Genomic DNA, 18,077 nt, shown 5'->3' with positions numbered 1-18,077 from the left:
GGACGCGTGACGCCTCAGGCCACCGGCGGTGCGTGCGTCGTTGCGCGCTGCTCGGCCATCCGCACGCGCTCCGCCGCCCGGAGCCGCCGGATCCACTTGTCGCCCTCGACGGCGACGACGACGAAGAGCAGCAGGACGAGGCACTCGAGCCACTGCCATCCGGTGAGCGACACCGTGCCGAGCAGGCGCTGCAGGAATCCGAGCTCGGTCGAGAGGATGATGATCAGCACCGGCCAGACGAGGAGCTTCGCGACCGCCGCGATCGGCGCGACGAGGCCCGACTCGGGGGAGCGGCGCATCATGAGCGCGCTGAGCACCGTGCCGAAGCCGACGATGACGTACGCCATCGTCATGGACGCGCTGGGCTCGTCGGGACTCGGCGCATCCGGTCCCCACACGAGCGGCACCAGCGAGACGAGGAAGACCACGAGGCCGTACCCGAGCCACTCCGCGACGGCGTGCGGGTTCACGATCCCGAGCCGCGGGTCGCGCGGCGGATGGGACATGGTCGCCGGCGGCGGGGCGTCGGCGGCGATCGCGAGCACCGAGAAGAGCGTCACGAAGAAGTTGAGGAAGAGCACCTGCGCGGGGAAGAGCGCGACGCCGTCGGCGATCTGGAACGCGCTCGCGGCGAGGAACAACAGGATGAGGCTGATCAGCTGCGTCATCTGGAAGCGCAGGAACGCGGTGATCTTCGCGTAGACGATGCGGCCGAGCTCGACGGCATGGACGAGCGTGGCGAAGTTGTCGTCGGTGAGCACGAGCTTCGCGGCCTGCTTGGTAACCTCCGAGCCCGAACCCATCGCGACGCCGACGTCGGCCTGCTTGATGGCCGCGGCGTCGTTCACGGCGTCGCCCGTCATCGCGACGATCGCGCCCTGCGCCTGGAGCAGCCGGACGAGCCGGAGCTTGTCGTCGGGCGTGACCCGCCCGAACACGTGCAGGTCGGGCAGCCGTTCGGTCAGCTCCTCGTCGCTCATCCCCTGCAGCTCGGCGCCGCTCACGGCACCGCGGCCGAGGCCGAGCTCGCGGCCGATCGCACCGGCGGTGACCGCGTGGTCGCCGGTGATCATGCGCACCTCGATGCCCGCCGACGCGGCGACCTCGACGGCCGTCTTCGCCTCGGGCCGCAGCGGATCGACGATGCCGACGAGCCCGATGAGCGTGAGCTCGCCGACCCACGACATCGGGTCGGCCGCGACGCGGCCCTCGTCGGCGTCGTCGAGGAACCGTGCCGCGAACGCGAGCGTCCGCAGGCCCTGGGCCGACATGCCCTCGAGCTCGCGCGTCGCGGCGTCGGCGTCGACCGGCTCGACCTCGCGGTCGGTCGTGAGCATCGACGTGCAGCGCCCGAGGACGACATCCGGCGCCCCCTTCACGAGCAGCACGAGGCGCGTCTCGCCGCGCACCGGCATGCGCTGCAGCGTCGCCATGAACTTGTAGTCGGAGTCGAACGGCACCTCGGCCAGGCGGGGGAAGTCGCGGCGCGCGGCATCCGCGTCGATGCCGAGCTTCGCGCCGAGCACGATGAGCGCGGCCTCGGTCGGGTCGCCCACGACGACGCCCTCGGTCGACACCGTGGCGTCGTTCGGCAGGCTGATCGCGAGCCCGAGCGTCTTCGCCTCGACGGGCTCGTCGGTCGCACCGAGCATCTGCCCGGTGAACGAGTAGCCCTCGCCGGTCACGCGGAAGTGGTCGCCGCCCATCCACGCCGTGCGCACGGTCATCTCGTTCATGGTGAGCGTGCCGGTCTTGTCGGAGCAGATCGCGCTCGTGGCGCCGAGCGTCTCGACGTCGTTGAGGGATGCGACGATCGCGCGCTCCGCGGCGAGCTTGGACGCACCCCATGACAAGAGCCCCTGGACGAACACCGGCAGGCCCGTCGGGATCGCCGAGATCGCGACCGCCGTGCCGAGGAAGAGCAGCTCCTCGACGCTCTGCCCGCGCACCGCGCCGATCACGATGATCACGAGCACGGCTCCCCACGCGATGAGCCCGAGCACCTTCGTCAGCCCGTCGAGTTCGCGCTGGAGCGGCGACTTCCCCGAGTCGACCTCGGTGAGCAGCGACGCGATGCGGCCCATCTGGGTGCGCATGCCCGTCTCCGCGACGACGATCCGCGCCGTGCCACGGGTCACGGAGGTGTTCTGGAACACCATCGCGGTGCGGTCGGCGAGCGCCGTGTCGGCCTCGTTCGCGGTCGGGCCCTTCGGGATCGGCAGCGACTCGCCCGTCAGCGCCGCCTCCTGCGTCTCGAGGTTCGCCGCGCGCAGGATGCGCCCGTCGGCGGGAACGAGGTCGCCCGCCTCGAGGTCGACGATGTCGCCCGGCACGAGCCCCGTGGCATCCACCAGCCGGATCGAGCCGTCGCGGAGCACGCGCGCCCGCGGGGTCTGCAGCTTCGCGAGCGCGTCGACGCTGCGGCGGGCCTTCAGCTCCTGCCGGGTGCCGCTGATCACGTTGTAGAGCACGAGGATCGCCACGATGATCGCGGTCGAGACCTGCCCGATGAGCAGTGACACGATCGCCACGGCGATGAGCATCAGCGTCATCAGCTGGCCGACCTGGCCGAGGGCGATGCGCCAGGCGTTCGGCGGCGGGGCGCTCACGAGGGCGTTCGGCCCGACGTCGGCGAGCCGGGCCGCCGCGTCGGCGTCGGCGAGCCCGCGGGCGGCGTCGCTCCTCGCCTCCGCGACGGCGTCGTCGGGCGGGAGCGACCACCAGGCGGTGCCCGGCTCCTCCGGCGACGGCGACTGCGGCGATTGCGGTGACTGCGGCGTGGTGTCGATGCTCACCGGACCCCCTCGGGAACTCGTCTGGGCACACCCTAGCGGCGGCGGGGGCCGGGCACACCAGAATGGACGGCGGAGGTCGACGATGATCACGCACGAGGTCCTGAACCAGGCTCCGCCCCGCGAGGGCGTCGACGAGTTCGCGGCGAACGCCCCACTCGTCGAGGCGGTCGCGCGGTGGGGGACGGCGGCGCACTCCGGCGGTGCGGCGGGCTCGACGGGCGGTGAGGCCGGCTCCGCCGGCGAGGCGACGGATGCCGCGTCCCGCGCGCTGCACGACCTCGGCCGCCTGGTCGGCTCGGCGGCCTTCCAGCGCGATGCCGAGCTCGCGAACGCGAACCCGCCGCGGCTCGTCGCGCACGACCGCTGGGGCGAGCGCATCGACGAGGTCGAGTACGACGAGTCGTACCACCGCATCATGTCGGCGGCGACCGCCGCGGGCGCGCACACGTCGGCGTGGGCCGACCCGCGGCCGGGCGCGAGCGTCGATCGGGCGGCGGCGTTCCTCCTCCTCGCGCAGGTCGAGCCCGGGCACGCGTGCCCGATCTCGATGACCCACGCCGCCGTCCCGACGCTCGAGCGCGCGGCCGACGGGTTGCAGGCCGAGTGGATGCCGCGGCTGCTGAACCGCGAGTACGAGCCCGGGCTCGGCGGCGCGGCAGCCGCGCCCAAGCGCTCCGCGCTCGTCGGCATGGCGATGACCGAGAAGCAGGGCGGGTCCGACGTGCGCGCGAACACGACCCGCGCCGTGCCGCGCGCGGGAGGCGGCATCCGCTCGGACTGGGGCGCCGAGTACGGCCTGACCGGGCACAAGTGGTTCTGCAGTGCACCCATGAGCGACGCATTCCTCGTGCTCGCGCAGGCGCCGGGCGGGCTCTCGTGCCTCTTCGTGCCGCGGGTGCTCCCCGACGGCACGCGCAACGTGTTCCGCATCCAGCGCCTGAAGGACAAGCTCGGCAACCGCTCGAACGCGTCGAGCGAGATCGAACTCGACGACACGAGCGCCTGGCTCGTCGGCGACGAGGGTCGCGGCGTGGCCACGATCGTGCAGATGGTCACGCGCACGCGGCTCGACTGCGTGCTCGGCACCGCGGCCGGCATGCGGCAGGCCGTCGCCGAGGCCGCATGGCACGTGAGGCACCGCCGCGCCTTCGGCGCGCTCCTCGTCGACCAGCCCGCGATGGCCGCGGTCGTCGCCGACCTCGCGCTCGAGTCGGAGGCGGCGACGATCACGGCCGTGCGGCTCGCCCGGGCGTACGACATCGACGCATCGGAGTCCGGGCAGGCGTTCCGGCGCCTCGCGACCGCCGTCGCCAAGTTCTGGATCTGCAAGCGGGGCCCCGACCACGCGGCCGAGGCGCTCGAGTGCCTCGGCGGCAACGGCTACACCGAGGGCTTCCCGCTCGCGCGGCGTTATCGCGAGCAGCCGCTGCTCGCGATCTGGGAGGGTTCCGGCAACGTGATCGCGCTCGACGTCCTGCGTGTGCTCGCCCGCGAGCCCGAGGCGTTCATGGCGTTCTTCGACGTCGTCGGCGAGGCGGCGGGGGAGCATCCCGCGTTCGACCTCGCGCTCGCCGAGGCGCGCGCCGTCGTCGGCGAACTGAGCGGGGCGGATGCCGCGACCGCGGCGTTCCGCGGGAGGGAACTCGCCGAACGACTGGGGCTCGTGCTCCAGGCGTCGCTGCTCCTGCAGCACTCGCCGGGGCCCGTGGCCGACGCGTTCGTGCGCTCGCGGCTCGAGGGCGACGGCGGGTCGATGTACGGCGCGCTGCCGCCCGGCGTCGACGTCCGCGCCATCCTCGCCCGCGCATGACCGTCGCGACCGTGCGTGGCGTCGCGTTCGGCCGACGCGAGAGGATGGCCGCATGAAGGATCGCGCGAACTGGCTCGTCGTCGCGCAGTTCGTCCTGCTCGCCCTCCTGCTGCTCCCGGGCGACCCGCTCTGGGCAGGGCAGCAGGCGACCGTGCTCGCGGTGCTCCTCGTGATCACGGGGCTCGTGCTCTCGGGGGCCGGCGTGATCGCGCTCGGCCGCGACCTCGTGCCCTGGGTCGAACCGCGCGAGGGCGCCGCGCTCCGGACCGACGGCGTGTTCCGGCTCACGAGGAACCCGATCTACGTCGGGCTCCTCATCGCGACCGCCGGCTGGGTGATCTGGCGGGCGCGCGTCGAGCTCATCGTGGTGTGGGTGCTCCTCGCCGTCGTGCTCATCGTCAAGGCCCACCTCGAACAGCGCCGGCTCCTCGAGCGCTTCGGCGACGAGTACCGCGAGTACGCCGACCGGACGCCGCTGCTGCTCTGGGCCCGCGGCATCCGCTGATCGCGCGCTACGGAACCGGTTCGCCGGCCCCCGCCGTCGCGGCATCCGTCGCCGACTCGGGCGTCGCCCGCATCGGACCGGCTTCGAGCAGCCCCTCGATCGCCCGCAGCGGGATCGGAGCCCAGTCCGGGCGGTTCCGCGTCTCGTAGATCGCCTCGTAGACCGCCTTGTCGAGCTCGAACGCCGCGAGCAGGTCGCGGTAGACGCTGAGGTCGATCCCGGATGCCGCGACGTACCCGTCGAGGAAGGCCTGCCGAGCGGATGCCGCCCACGCGCGCGCGTCGGCCGCCTGTTCCGGTCTCGCGAGCCCCGTCGCGCCGGCGACGTAGTCGAACGAGCGCAGCATGCCCGCGACGTCGCGGACCGGCAGGTCCGGTCGTCGGCGCTCGGCCATCGGCCGCATCGGCTCGCCCTCGAAGTCGAGCAGGAACCATCCGCGCCCGGGCGCGAGGATCACCTGGCCGAGGTGGAGGTCGCCGTGCACGCGCTGCAGGTCGGGCCAGGCGCCGGCCTCGGCGCGCGCGTAGAACGAGGCGATCGCGGCGCGGTGGGGCTCGAGCGCCGGCACCTCCGCGACGGCGATGGTCAGCCGCCGGTTCCAGGCGGCCGCGACGGCCGCGATCAGTTCGGGCGCGGCGGGCTCGCGGCCGAAGCTCGCGCCGAGCGCGGCGTGCACCTCGGAGACGGCGACGCCGAGCGCACGCGCCTCAGCGGAGAAGTCCCGACCGGATGCCGCGGCGAGCAGCGCCACGCGCCAGGCGTCCTCCACGCCGGGCAGGAACTCCTGCGCGAACGCGAGGTGCCCGCGGGCGCGGCCCTCCGGGCGGCCGACGTCGTCCCATTCGCCGATGACGTCGCCCACGACCGGCGGGATGTGCGGCGAGCCCGAGGCCGCCAGCGCGGACTGGAGGGTCACGTCCGGGTTCTCGCCGTGGTGCAGCTGCCGGAACACCTTGCAGATGACGGGCGCCGCGCCGTCGGGGCGGTACACGATCGACGTGTTCGACTGCTCTCCGCCGAGCACGGTCGCGGGCACCTCGTCCGCCCGACCGGGCAGCCCGTCGGCGTCGGGACCGGAGGCCGGGTGACCGACCGCGGACGCGCCGTGGGCGACCGCCCTCGCGCCCGTGCGGATGAGCGACAGCAGCCCGCCCGTGAACGCGGGGTCATGGGGTCCGTCGTAGACGTGCGTGCCGTCCGCGAGCACGCCGACCAGGTGCGCCTCGGCGCCGGCGACGGACCCGGGTCTCTCGACGATCGGGACCTGGTAGAGCACCGGCGGCTCCGCGGCGTCGTCCATCACGAGGAGCGACAGCGCCCGGACGCCCGGCTCGGTCGCCGGCAGCTCCCATGCGCCGATCCTCCGGAGGATCGGGGCGCGACCCTTGCCGCCGAACCACCGTTGCTCCGGCATCCAGGCCGCGATCGCCCCCAGCGCGCCGTCCATGCCTGAACACTAGGGCGGCGCGGTGCCGTGCGCGAGGCGCCACGCGTCGGTCGTCCCCCGGACTGGGTGGTTCGGCCGCGGAGCGCGGTGTCCGGCGCGTGGAAGCCGTGCCGCGGCATCCGCTCGGCCCGTGGGTCGGTCAGGTGAAGCGGTCAGGCGAGGCGGTCGGTGCCGCGGTCGCGTCGTCGCCTGCGCGGCTCGTCGAGGCCGAGGTGCACGCGCGTGTTGCGGCGCTCGATGACGATGAACAGCGAACCGACGAGCCACAGCGGAACCTGCGTGAGGAAGGCCGTGCGGAACGCCTCGAGCGTGTAGGTGTCTGGCGTGCCGGCGCCCTGCGCGTCCATCGCGATGCCGATGAGCAGGATCGCGAGGAGCGCCGCGAGGAACCCGCCGACGTTCGTGATGCCCGTCGCCGTGCTGAGTCGGTGACTCGGGTTGAAGGTGCGCGCGTGGTCGAAGCCGATCATCGACCCCGGTCCGCCGGTGCTCATCGCGAACGCCAGCACGAACAGCAGCCAGAGCGGCGCGGGCCCCGGCCAGAGGATGACGGCGAGCCACGCCACGAGCTGGATGCCGATCACGGGCAGGACCAGCAGGCGCGATCGGTTCGTGGGGTGTCGGATCGACAGCGCGCCGATGACCGGGCCGACGAGGATGCCGAACACGACGTACACCGTGAACAGCAGCGACGCCATCGCGGGCGTCAGGCCCTCCCCGACCGTGAGGAACGGGAAACCCCAGAGCAGCACGAACGCCGTGCCCGAGAACGGGGTCGTGAAGTGCGACCAGAACGCCAGCCGCGTGCCCGGGTGCGCCCACGACTCGCGGAAGCCCTGGCGGAGGTCGGCCGACGAGCGCACGACGTGGATGGCGCCGGTGACCGTGTCGACCGAGACGTCCTCGACCCGCCCGGGCGGCCGGTTGCGGATCACCGCGAACGTGAGCACCGTGAACAGCGCGCCGAGTCCGGCGAGCGAACCGAACGCGATCGTCCAGCTCGTCGCGTGCAGCAGCGCCGCGAGCGGCAGCACGGCGAGGATCTGCCCCGACTGGCCGACGAGGCCGGTCAGCTGCACCATGAGCGGCGCCTGCCGTTCCGGGAACCACACGGCGATGACGCGCAGCACGCTCGGGAACACCGCGGCGTCACCCGCGCCGAGCAGCATGCGCGCGAAGATCGCCCAGCCCACGTCGGGCGCGAACGCGAGGACCAGCTGGCCGATCCCCATGAGCGCCATGCCGATCGTGATGATCGGGCGTGCACCGAACCGGTCGAGCAGCAGGCCGACGGGGATCTGCATGCCGCCGTACACGGCGAGCTGGATCACCGCGAACATCGACAACGTCGAGGCGTCGGCGTCGAACCGGAGCGCGGCGTCCACGCCGACCGCCGACAGCGACGAGCGGTTCGTGACCGAGACGATGTACGCCGCGACGCCGACACCCCACACCAGCCACAGGCGCCACGTCGGGGCGATGGGGAGCGGAGTGGGGATCGTCACGGCCCTTCGAGGCTACCCCGCCGCGTGCCGGGAGACGGCGGAGCCCGGGTCGGATCGTCTCCGGCCCGGGCTCCCGTCGAGTCGTTCAGCTCAGGGGTGCGTCGGCGGCCGCGTCAGCGGCGCCCTCCAACCCGAGGAGCGCCTCACCGGGCGTGCCGCCTGCGGCCTCGGCCTCCATCGCGAGCTCGGCGTCGACGTCGTAGGCCGCCTGCTCGAACTGCGAGTTGTAGAGGCGGTAGTACGCGCCCTGCGCGGCGATGAGCTCGTCGTGCGTGCCCTGCTCGACGATGTCGCCGTGCTCCATCACGAGGATGAGGTCGGCGTCGCGGATCGTCGACAGGCGGTGCGCGATGACGAACGACGTGCGCCCCTCGCGGAGCGCCGCCATCGCATGCTGCAGCAGCAGCTCGGTGCGCGTGTCGACCGAGCTCGTCGCCTCGTCGAGGATGAGCACGCTCGGTCGGGCCACGAACGCCCGCGCGATGGTGATGAGCTGCTTCTCGCCGGCCGAGACGTTGGAGGCGTCCTCGTCGAGCACGGTGTCGTACCCGTCGGGCAGCGAGTGCACGAACCGGTCGACGTAGGTCGCTCGCGCCGCGGCGACGATCTCGTCGTCGGTCGCGTCCTGCCGGCCGTACCGGATGTTCTCGCGGATCGTGCCGCCGAACAGCCACGGGTCCTGCAGCACCATGCCGGTGCGGGCGCGGACATCGTGACGCGTGAGCTCGGCGATGTCCTGGCCGTCGATGAGGATGCGACCGCCGTCGAGCTCGTAGAACCGCATGACGAGGTTGACGAGCGTGGTCTTGCCGGCGCCCGTGGGACCGACGATCGCCACCGTCTGCCCGGGCTCGACGCGGAACGACAGGTCGCGGATCAGCGGCCGGTCGGGCGTGTACGAGAAGGCCACGTGGTCGAACTCGATCACGCCGCGCCCCTCGACGGCCGCGGGAGCGTCGGCGGCGTCGGCCTCCTCCTCGTCGGCGTCGAGCAGCTCGAAGACGCGCTCGGCCGAGGCGGTGCCGGACTGCACGACCGCGGCCATGCCGCCGAGCTGCGAGAGCGGCTGGGTGAACTGCTGCGAGTACTGGATGAACGCCTGCACGTCGCCGAGCCGGAGCTGGCCGCCGGCGACCATGAGGCCGCCGAGGACCGCGATGCCGACGTAGGTGAGGTTCCCGATGAACATCATGCCGGGCATGATGATGCCGGCGAGGAACTGCGCCTTGAACGCGGCCTCGTAGAGCTCCTCGTTCTCCGCGCGGAACTTCTCGCTCGCGTCGCGCTCGCGGCCGAAGACCTTCACGAGCGCGTGACCCGAGAACGACTCCTCGACCCGCGCGTTCAGGCGCCCGACCTTCCTCCACTGGATGCCGAAGGCCGCCTGCGACTTCGGGCCGATGACGCCGAAGATGACCGCCATGAGCGGCAGCGCGACGAGTGCGACGAGCGAGAGCTGCCACGAGATCGAGAACATCATGACGAGCACGCCGATCACCGTGAGGATGCTCGTCAGCGCGCTCGAGAGCGACTGCTGCATCGTCTGGGTGATGTTGTCGATGTCGTTCGTGACGCGCGAGATGAGCTCGCCGCGCTGGGTGCGGTCGAAGTAGCTGAGCGGCAGGCGGTGGACCTTCGCCTCCACCTGCTCGCGCAGCCCGTACATCGCCCGCACCATGATCACGTTGATCACGTAGCCCTGGATCCAGGACAGGATCGACGCCACCACGTAGAGCAGCAGCACGATCACCACGAGCTGGCTGAGGCGCACGAAGTCGATGCCCTCGCCGGGTGTGAGCGTCGCGGCGGAGACGATGTTCGCCAGGTCCTCCTGGCCGGTCGCGCGCAGCTGCTCGACGACCTGCTCCTGCGTGACGCCTGCGGGCAGCTGCAGTGAGATCCAGCCCTCGAAGATGACGTTCGTCGCCTCGCCGAGCACCCTCGGCGCGATGACCGTGAGCACGACGCCGATCGCGCCGAGCAGCGAGACGAACGCGAACGACCACTTCCAGGGGGCGAGGAGGCCGAGCATCCGGCGGAAGCTGCGGCCGAAGTCCTGCGCCTTGCCCGGGGCCACCGAGTCCCACGAGCCGGAGTTGATGCGCGCCTCCTCGGCGAGCTGCTGCTCCTCGAGCTGCTCGAGCGTCGGCTGGCTCGCCTCGGCGAGCGCCACCTCGGCGCGACCGCGCGCGCCGCGGCGCTTCGGGGTTCCGTTGTCGCGGCTCATGCCTGGGTCTCCACTCCGAGCTGGGATTCGACGATCTCGCGGTAGGTCTGGCAGGTCTCGACGAGTTCGTCGTGGCGGCCGAGGCCGACCACGCGGCCGTCCTCGAGCACGACGATACGATCGGCGTCGGTGATGGTCGACACGCGCTGCGCGACGACGACCTTCGTCACCTCCGGGAGCTCGCGCCACAGCGCCTGCCTGAGCCTCGCATCGGTCGTGAGGTCGAGCGCGGAGAACGAGTCGTCGAACACGAGGATGTCGGGGCGGTGCACGATCGCGCGTGCGATCGCGAGGCGCTGGCGCTGCCCGCCTGAGACGTTCGTGCCTCCCTGCGAGATGCGGCCGTCGAGCCCGCCCTCCATCGCGGCGACGAAGTCGCGGCCCTGGGCGATCTCGAGCGCGTGCCAGAGATCGTCGTCGGTGGCCTCCTCCCGCCCGAAGCGCAGGTTGGACGCCACCGTGCCGGCGAACAGGAACGGTCGTTGGGGCACGAGTCCGATCGTCTTCCAGAGCTCGTCGAGGTCGGCCTCGCGCACGTCGGCGCCGTTCACGAGGACGGCACCCCCGGTCACGTCGAAGAGTCGCGGGATGAGCGAGACGAGCGTGGTCTTGCCGGCACCGGTCGAGCCCACGATCGCGATCGTCTCTCCCCGCTCGGCGCGGAAGGACACGCCCTCGACGACCGCGTGCTCGGCGCCCGGGTACGCGAACGCGACATCCCGGAACTCGACCGTGCCCGGCGTCGGGAACTCGGAGACCGGCCGCTCGGGTCGCGGCAGGGTGGTCTCGGTGGCGAGCACCTCGCCGATGCGCTCGGCGGAGACCGCGGCGCGCGGGATCATGATCGTGGTGAACGCGGCCATGAGCACGCCGCCGAGGATCACGCCGACGTACTGCATGAACGCGAAGAGCGTGCCGACCTGCACGTTCCCGGCGTCGACCTCGGCCGCGCCGAACCAGATCACGCCGATCACGGTGAGGTTCAGGACCAGCATGAACAGCGGGAACAGCGTGATGAACAGCGTGCCGACGCGGCGCCCGACGTCCATGATGTCGTGGTTCGCGACCTCGAACCGCTGCTGCTCGATGGGCTCGCGGACGAACGCGCGGACCACCCGGATGCCGGTGAGCTGCTCGCGCATCACCCGGTTGACCGCGTCGAGGCGCTGCTGGAAGCTCCGGAACAGCGGCACCATCCGGCTGATCACGAGCGCCGCGACCACGAGGATCGTGAGCACCGAGGTCCAGATCAGCCAGCTGAGCCCGACATCCTGCTGGAGGGCCATGATGATGCCGCCGACCGCCATCAGGGGCGCGCTCACCAGCATGGTCGCGCCCGTCATGGCGAGCATCTGCACCTGCTGCACGTCGTTGGTGTTGCGGGTGATGAGCGAGCCCGGCCCGTAGTGCGAGACCTCGCGCTCGCTGAAGCCGCTCACCTTGTCGAAGACGTCGTTGCGGATGTCGCGGCCCACGCGCATCGCGGCCTTGGCGGCGAAGTACGTCGCGATGATCGCCGCGATGATCTGCCCGAGCGAGATCAGCAGCATGAAGGTGCCGGTCGACCAGATGAAGCCGGTGTCGCCCTTCGACACGCCCTCGTCGATGATGTCGGCGTTCAGGCTCGGCAGGTAGAGCGTGGCGAGCACCGACAGGAACTGGAACAGGAGCACGCCGGCGATGAGCCACCGGTAGGGCTTGAGGTAGCGGATGAGGAGTCGTCCGAGCATGGTTCTCCGCGAGGTGCGTACAGGGTCTGCGAGCGCGGGATTCCGCGTCGTCGGGCTCGGGCCGTCGCCCGAGTCGCATCGTCAATACTGCATCCAAGCGGATGCCGCCGACATAGGTCGGACGGCCGATATCGCTGACGGCTGAATCGAACCGGAGACTCCCACCCGGTCCGATCCCGTTCTCCGGACGCCCCCGCCGATCGGTGCGCTTCTCAGGAGGAGACGCCGAGGGAGCTGCGACACGCCGGGACACTCCTGAGAAGAGCAGGCCCGGAGCGCGGCGCGCGGCGCCGCACATGATGATGGGACGCGCACCCCCGCGATGCGCGCCCCATCAGTCCACGGCCGTTACGAGCGGAAGGCGTCCTTCACGTTCTCGCCGGCCTGCTTGAGGTTGGCCGAGGTCTGCTCGCCCCGGCCCTCTGCTTCGAGTCGCTCGTCGTCGGTCGCCTTGCCGGCGGCCTCCTTGGCCTTGCCCTTGAGCTCCTCGGCCTTGTTGCCGATCTTGTCGGACTCACCCATTCGGGGCCCCCTTCCGATCGTGCGCCGCGTTCGGGTGCGACGTCGACGGCAACGTTACGAGGACCGCCGGACCGTTCCCAGCCCTTGTCACCGGCGGACGCCTCTGCTAGCGGAGCAGGGCGCCGGGTCGGGTCGCGGATCGCACGCACCGTATCGAGGACGCGGGCTCGGCCTCAGGGTACGGATGCGGACGATCCTCGCCCCCGCCCCCGCCCCCGCCCCCGCCCCCGCCCCCGCCCCCGCGCACCGAGGCACGGCGCGCGACGAGCCGGCGCAGTGACGACCGCACCCGGCGGCCTCCGCACCCGGCGCGGCCTCCGCTACAGCGGCCGCGTGAATCCGACCCGATGCTCGCCCGGTCCGTCGTAGTCCCGCCACGCGGGGACGCCGTCGACCATCGTGTCGCCCGTGAGCTCGAAACCCATCGCGAGGTGGAACCGCTGCGAGCGGACGTTCGGCGGACCGGTGATGGCGTCCACCCGAACGCAGCCGCGCTCCCGCATGGCCTCGAAGAAGCGCTCGTAGAGGGTGCGGGCGAGGCCGGTGCGGCGCTGGTCGGGGCGTACGCCGACGAAGTGGATGTACGCGACCTCGGGCTGCGACTGGGATCGGAATCCGACGAGGAACCCCGCGAGCTCGCCGTTCCCGTCCTCGACGATCGTCGAGGTGTCGGCGAAGTGCTGGAAGAAGAGGCGCGGGAGCAGCATCGCGAGCCGTTCGCCGCCCGGCCGCTCCCACCACGGGCCGATGACGGCGACGACGCGGGCGTGGTCGCGGACCTCGGCGCGGCGGAACGAGAGCGACGGATGCCGCGGGTCTGCGTCGAGGCGGGGGGCGGGCGCGTCGCTCATCCCTCGATGATGCTCCACGCGAGCCGCCGCGGCACGCGCGGTGGTCCGGCGACCCCGGCCGGGCTGTCTACCCTTGACGGGTGACCCGAGCCCTCCTCGCCCGCCCGCGTCGGGCCACCGCCTCGCGGCGCACGCTCGGGTTCGGCGTCGGCGCGGCGGCGCTGCTCGTGCTCCTGTCGGTGCGGGTGCTCGCGCCGGCCGGGACCGGCGATGCGCTCTCCGACGGCGTGCGCGACGGCATCACCCTCGCGATCAGCGTCGTGATCGAGTCCCTCCCGTTCGTCTTCCTCGGCATCGTGCTCTCGATCGCGGTGCAGCTCTTCCTGCCGGCCGACCTCCTGATGCGCCGCCTTCCGCGCACGCCGTGGCTGCGGCGGGCGGTCGTCTCGCTGTTCGGCGTGCTCCTGCCGGTCTGCGAGTGCGGCAACATGCCGCTCGCTCGCGGCCTGATGCTGCGCGGCCTGTCGGTCGGGGAGTCCATGACCTTCCTCCTCGCGGCGCCGATCCTGAACCCGGTGACCATCGTGGTCACCTACCAGGCGTTCGGCTGGGAGGACGGGATCCTCGCGTGGCGCATCGTCGGCGGGTTCCTGATCGCGAACCTGGTCGGGTGGCTCTTCAGCCGCCATCCCGATCCGATGCAGCTCCTGACGCCGGGCTTCCAGGCCGCGTGCGCGCACGCCGCCGACGAGGCGCACGACCACTCCGGCCCCGGCTCCGGCCCCTCCGTGTCGTCGGTGCGTGCCCGCCGCGCGGTGCGCATGTTCGCCGAGGAGAGCTCGGCCATGCTCCCGGCGCTGTTCGTCGGCTCCGCGATCGCCGGCGCCGTGCAGATCGTGATCTCGCGCGAGGTGCTCACGAGCGTCGGACAGGACGCGGTGTGGTCGGTCGTCGCCCTCATGCTGCTCGCGTTCGTGATCTCGATCTGCTCCAACGTCGACGCGTTCTTCGCGCTCGCCTTCGGCTCGACGTTCCTCCCGGGCGCCATCATCGCGTTCCTCGTGTTCGGCCCGATGGTCGACATCAAGATGCTCGCCCTCATGCGCACGACCTTCACCGCGCGCACCCTCGTCCAGCTGACGACGGTGGTCGCGCTCGGATCCCTCGCCATCGGCCTGGGGGTGAACGCGCTTGCGTGAGTTCCCCGACCGCTGGCAGGGCGTGATCCTCGCCGCGATCGGCGTGGTCGCGACCGGATGGCTCGCCGCCACCGGGCGACTCGGGCTCTACATCCACCCCCGCTACTTCGTGTTCACCGTGGTGATGGCGGTCGTCGCGACGGCGTTCGTCGTCGCGGCGTTCGCCGTGCTCGCGGTCGGTCGTCGACGGGCGACGGATGCCGCGGGCACGCTCGATGCCGAGGACCCGGCCCCGCTCGGCGCCGACGACGAGCACGACCACGAGCACGGCCCCACCGCCCGGAGCAGGTCGGCGTCCGTCCGCCGACGCGCGGCGAGCCTCGCCGGCGCGGCCGTCGTCCTCGCCGCCGGGGTCGCGCTGCTCGTCCTGCCGCCCGCGACGCTCTCGACCGCGACCGCCGAGAATCGCGAGCTCAACTCGGTCGCCGCCGTCGGCGACGCGCCCACGGAGCTCGTCGGCGGCGACACGTCCGCGTTCACGGTGAAGGACTGGGCGCTCGTGCTCCGGCAGGGTCCCGACCCGGCCGACTTCCCCGGCGCCGTCGAGCTGACCGGGTTCGTGCTCCCGTCGCCGGACAGCGACGACGTCTTCTACGTGACCCGCTTCACGGTCACCTGCTGTGCGGTGGACGCGCAGCCCGTCGGCGTGCCCGTGCACCTGCCCGGCTGGCAGGAGCGGTTCGCGGCCGACGACTGGGTCGCCGTGGAGGGCCGGATCGCCGCGGCCCCGGCGGATGCCGCCGTGCCGACGGTCCTCGTGCCGGAGACGATCGAGCCCACCGGCGAACCGGAGACGCCGTATGTCCACTGACGCCGCCCGCCGGCGCTTCACCCGGCTCGTCGTCGCGATCGTGACGGCGCTCGGCCTGCTCGTCGTGGCGCTCGGCGCGGCGAACGCGTTCCGCGGACCGCGGGTCCTCGAGACCCTCGCCGCGGTCGACGACGCCGCGAGCGTGGCCGGCGCGGTCGTGGAGTTCCGCCTGAACCAGCCCGTCGCCGCGCCCGATGCCGGTGCGCTCGAGGTGAGCCCGGCCGCCGGCGCCGAGGTGAGCGTCGACGACCGCGTCGTCCGCGTCGTCTTCGATGCGCCGCTCCTGCCGTCCACCGACTACGTCGTCGAGGTCGCGGGCGTCCGCTCGAGCTCGGGCGGTCCGGAGTCCACGCTGCGGCACGGGTTCCGCACGGACGACGAGGCCATGCACGTGCTGCAGCGCGTCGACGGCGGCGACGACCGGGTGGTCCGTCGAGCGACCGGGGGCGGCGAGACGGAGGTCGTGCTCGCGCTGCCCGTCATCGAGGAGTTCGCGCACGCGGGCGACGTGGTCGCGGCGATCGAGGAGCGACCGGATGGGACCGAGGGCCTGCGATTCGCCGTCGCCGGCCAGTCGACCGCTCCCGCCGAGCTCGTGCTCCCGCGCTCGGGCGGGCTCCGCTCGCTGCAGGCGTCGTCGACGAGCGGTTGGATGGGGGTCCTCCTGGAGGACGACCGGGGATCGGGCACGCTCCACCTGGTGGATGTCTCCGACACGGCGGCCGGCTCGCCGGCGCCGGTCCTCGGCCTGGACGGCGAGCCCGTCGAGGTCTCCGAGTACGCCTTCGTGCCCGGCGCGGCCTCGGTCGTGGTGCTCGATCGGAGCGGGGCGATGCTCCTCGTCGACGCGACCGGCCTGCGGCCGGCGGCGCCGCTCGGCTCGCACGCCCGGATCCTGGGGTTCGTCCCCGGCACCAGCACCGTCGTGGTCTCCGACCCGGACCGCGTCGCCGCGATCGACCTCGCCTCGGGCGAGACCGTCACGCTCGACCTGCTGCTTCCCGACCTTCCGGAGGGCGCCTACCCCGGACGCGTGAGCCCGCTCGACGACGGCGGCGCCCACCTGCTCGAGGTGCTCCTGGGCGACGGCGGCGCGGGGTTCGCGTCGCTGCTCGCCCGGGTGGACGCCGACGGCACGGCGATGCTCTTCCCGCCGCCGGAGGGCAGCCGCGTGATCGGCCACTGCCCGGCCCCCGGCGGCGCGCTCGTCGCCGTGGAGACGGCGCCGGTCGCGAGCGCCGGCGGGGAGACCGGGTCATCGGACGCCGACGCCATGACCACGCTCGTCGAGGTCGGCACCGGGCGGGTCGTCCTCAGCCTCCCGGGCGGCGAGTCGGACTGGTGCCGCTGACGGGGTTCAGCCCCCGAGTGCCACACCGAGGGCCGCGCATGCCACGACGAGGGATGCGACGGCCGTCAGCACGCTCGCGGCCGTGAGCACGCGAACCCGCGGGTCGGCGACCGGTCCGCCCCATGGCCGTTCCGTCCGCAGGGGCACCGTCGCAGTGTCGGGGAGTCGCTCGGGCAACCGCATCGTCGCATGCATCGCGGGCTCCTCGGCCGTGCGCGCCGCCTGGGCACGGGGGTCGCGGGCCGACACCTCGGCGGCCGACGTGTGGGGCGTCCATCCCGTGCCGTCCCAGTACCTGAGCGTGTTCGGCTCGGTCGGGTCGCGGTGCCACCCCGCCGACGCGGGATCGGAGGCGGTCACGCCGCTCCGGCGCGGCGCGCCCGCACGGCGCGCACCGAGAGCTGGGCCGCGGCGGCGACGAGCAGCGCGGCGAAGAGCCATCCGCCCACCGCAGGGGGGATGAGGAAGGCGAGCGCGACGCCCGGAAGCGACGCGACCGTCGCGGCGATGCCGACGACGAGCGCCACGCGCAGGTCGACGAGCCCGCCGCGGAGGTTCTTCGCCGAGCCGCTCACCGCGGTCGGGATCATCGCGACGAGCGACGTGCCGCGGGCGATGAGGTCGCCGAGGCCGAAGATCGTCATGAACGCGGGGACCATGATGAGCCCGCCGCCGACGCCGAAGAGCCCCGAGGCGATGCCGACGACGAGGCCGAGCGCCACGAGCCCGAGGGCGGGACCGGGCTCGAGCGGCACCGGGTCGGCGGCGCGGTCGGGGGTGCCGAGCGCGAGGCGGACGGCGACCACGACGAGCAGTGCGATGAACATCCACCGCAGCCACTCGAGCGGGAGCCGAGCGAGCAGCGTCGCGCCGATCCATCCGCCGGCGATGCCGCCGACCGCCACGAGCCCCGCGGCCACGAGGTCGACCTGGCCGTTCACGAGGTACGCGATCGAACCGGCGACGGCCGTCGGCACGATCGCGGCGAGCGAGGCCGCCGAGGCGCGGCGCTGGTCCATCCCGGCGAGCAGCATCAGGAGCGGCACCATCACGATGCCGCCGCCCACGCCGAAGAGCCCCGAGAGCAGGCCGCCGAGCACTCCGACGACCGCCAGGCGCCAGGCGGCCGGGCGGGCGGGCGCGGCGTCGGCGGGATCGGGTCCGGGGGTCGGCACCCGGTCACTCTAGCGGCGGCGCGGGCCGACGACCGACGGGGACCGGTGCCCATCCCGGGTCGCGATATGACGCGCGCCCCTGTGCTCGGGCGTGGTCGATGCGATACGCTCGGAGTTCCTCCACATACGCGGGCGCCCGCCCGTATCACGATCGATTGCCCGGAGGCGGCACGTTCCGCAGGCATGACCCGAGACCGAGGGCAACGCGT

14 protein-coding genes are annotated in these 18,077 nt (G+C 72.8%); 5 read left to right on the top strand and 9 right to left on the bottom strand.

Annotated features, from left to right (window positions below; genetic code table 11):
* Positions 1-14 precede the first annotated feature (14 nt).
* Positions 15-2,795: a cation-translocating P-type ATPase gene (locus ACULK2_RS14515; RefSeq protein WP_445968545.1), complete on the bottom strand. Its 2,781-nt coding sequence runs from the start codon at positions 2,793-2,795 to the stop codon at positions 15-17.
* Positions 2,796-2,877: 82 nt separating this feature from the next.
* Here ACULK2_RS14515 and ACULK2_RS14510 point away from each other — a divergent pair, with 82 nt between their 5' ends.
* Positions 2,878-4,605, top strand: a complete 1,728-nt coding sequence (locus tag ACULK2_RS14510; RefSeq protein WP_445968544.1) for an acyl-CoA dehydrogenase family protein — start codon at positions 2,878-2,880, stop codon at positions 4,603-4,605.
* 52 nt (positions 4,606-4,657) lie between these two features.
* Positions 4,658-5,110 (top strand): methyltransferase family protein, encoded by a 453-nt coding sequence (locus ACULK2_RS14505; protein ID WP_445968543.1) that lies wholly within the window; start codon positions 4,658-4,660, stop codon positions 5,108-5,110.
* Positions 5,111-5,117: 7 nt separating this feature from the next.
* Here ACULK2_RS14505 and ACULK2_RS14500 read toward each other — a convergent pair whose 3' ends face one another.
* The 6 genes from ACULK2_RS14500 to ACULK2_RS14475 all read right to left on the bottom strand — a co-directional run bounded on the left by ACULK2_RS14500 (position 5,118) and on the right by ACULK2_RS14475 (position 13,392).
* Entirely contained in the window at positions 5,118-6,557 is a 1,440-nt protein-coding gene (locus ACULK2_RS14500) for a maltokinase N-terminal cap-like domain-containing protein (RefSeq protein WP_445968542.1), read from the bottom strand.
* A gap of 152 nt (positions 6,558-6,709) precedes the next feature.
* Complete coding sequence (locus ACULK2_RS14495) at positions 6,710-8,062, bottom strand: MFS transporter (RefSeq protein ID WP_445968541.1); 1,353 nt, start codon at positions 8,060-8,062, stop codon at positions 6,710-6,712.
* A gap of 85 nt (positions 8,063-8,147) precedes the next feature.
* Positions 8,148-10,289 (bottom strand): ABC transporter ATP-binding protein, encoded by a 2,142-nt coding sequence (locus ACULK2_RS14490; RefSeq protein ID WP_445968540.1) that lies wholly within the window; start codon positions 10,287-10,289, stop codon positions 8,148-8,150.
* Positions 10,286-12,019, bottom strand: coding sequence for an ABC transporter ATP-binding protein (locus ACULK2_RS14485; RefSeq protein ID WP_445968539.1), 1,734 nt, complete (start codon positions 12,017-12,019; stop codon positions 10,286-10,288). Before ACULK2_RS14485 ends, ACULK2_RS14490 begins: the two co-directional genes overlap by 4 nt.
* Before the next feature lie 348 nt (positions 12,020-12,367).
* Entirely contained in the window at positions 12,368-12,541 is a 174-nt protein-coding gene (locus ACULK2_RS14480) for a CsbD family protein (RefSeq protein WP_430647370.1), read from the bottom strand.
* 320 nt (positions 12,542-12,861) lie between these two features.
* Positions 12,862-13,392, bottom strand: a complete 531-nt coding sequence (locus tag ACULK2_RS14475; protein ID WP_501044931.1) for a GNAT family N-acetyltransferase — start codon at positions 13,390-13,392, stop codon at positions 12,862-12,864.
* A gap of 80 nt (positions 13,393-13,472) precedes the next feature.
* Between ACULK2_RS14475 and ACULK2_RS14470 the strand changes: the two genes are divergently transcribed.
* The 3 genes from ACULK2_RS14470 to ACULK2_RS14460 are packed head-to-tail and all read left to right on the top strand — an operon-like array spanning position 13,473 to position 16,693.
* Positions 13,473-14,531, top strand: coding sequence for a permease (locus ACULK2_RS14470; protein ID WP_445968538.1), 1,059 nt, complete (start codon positions 13,473-13,475; stop codon positions 14,529-14,531).
* On the top strand, positions 14,524-15,342 hold the full coding sequence (locus tag ACULK2_RS14465; protein WP_445968537.1) for a TIGR03943 family putative permease subunit: 819 nt from the start codon (positions 14,524-14,526) through the stop codon (positions 15,340-15,342). Before ACULK2_RS14470 ends, ACULK2_RS14465 begins: the two co-directional genes overlap by 8 nt.
* Positions 15,332-16,693 (top strand): hypothetical protein, encoded by a 1,362-nt coding sequence (locus ACULK2_RS14460; protein ID WP_445968536.1) that lies wholly within the window; start codon positions 15,332-15,334, stop codon positions 16,691-16,693. The genes ACULK2_RS14465 and ACULK2_RS14460 overlap by 11 nt, the downstream gene beginning before the upstream one ends.
* Positions 16,694-16,699: 6 nt before the next feature.
* On the opposite strand, the gene ACULK2_RS14455 is transcribed toward ACULK2_RS14460, so the two are convergent.
* Complete coding sequence (locus tag ACULK2_RS14455; protein WP_445968535.1) at positions 16,700-17,053, bottom strand: DUF2510 domain-containing protein; 354 nt, start codon at positions 17,051-17,053, stop codon at positions 16,700-16,702.
* On the bottom strand, positions 17,050-17,868 hold the full coding sequence (locus ACULK2_RS14450; protein ID WP_445968534.1) for a sulfite exporter TauE/SafE family protein: 819 nt from the start codon (positions 17,866-17,868) through the stop codon (positions 17,050-17,052). Before ACULK2_RS14450 ends, ACULK2_RS14455 begins: the two co-directional genes overlap by 4 nt.
* Between the last annotated feature and the right edge of the window lie 209 nt (positions 17,869-18,077).

Source organism: Agromyces molybdatiresistens, assembly GCF_052748445.2.
This window is presented reverse-complemented; position numbering and strand designations above follow the sequence as displayed.

Coding starts and splice junctions, on each gene's coding strand:
- ACULK2_RS14510 (WP_445968544.1), top strand. CDS start 2,878: ATGATCACGCACGAGGTCCTGAACCAGGCTCCGCCCCGCGAGGGCGTC.
- ACULK2_RS14505 (WP_445968543.1), top strand. CDS start 4,658: ATGAAGGATCGCGCGAACTGGCTCGTCGTCGCGCAGTTCGTCCTGCTC.
- ACULK2_RS14500 (WP_445968542.1), bottom strand. CDS start 6,557: ATGGACGGCGCGCTGGGGGCGATCGCGGCCTGGATGCCGGAGCAACGG.
- ACULK2_RS14490 (WP_445968540.1), bottom strand. CDS start 10,289: ATGAGCCGCGACAACGGAACCCCGAAGCGCCGCGGCGCGCGCGGTCGC.
- ACULK2_RS14485 (WP_445968539.1), bottom strand. CDS start 12,019: ATGCTCGGACGACTCCTCATCCGCTACCTCAAGCCCTACCGGTGGCTC.
- ACULK2_RS14480 (WP_430647370.1), bottom strand. CDS start 12,541: ATGGGTGAGTCCGACAAGATCGGCAACAAGGCCGAGGAGCTCAAGGGC.
- ACULK2_RS14475 (WP_501044931.1), bottom strand. CDS start 13,392: ATGAGCGACGCGCCCGCCCCCCGCCTCGACGCAGACCCGCGGCATCCG.
- ACULK2_RS14460 (WP_445968536.1), top strand. CDS start 15,332: ATGTCCACTGACGCCGCCCGCCGGCGCTTCACCCGGCTCGTCGTCGCG.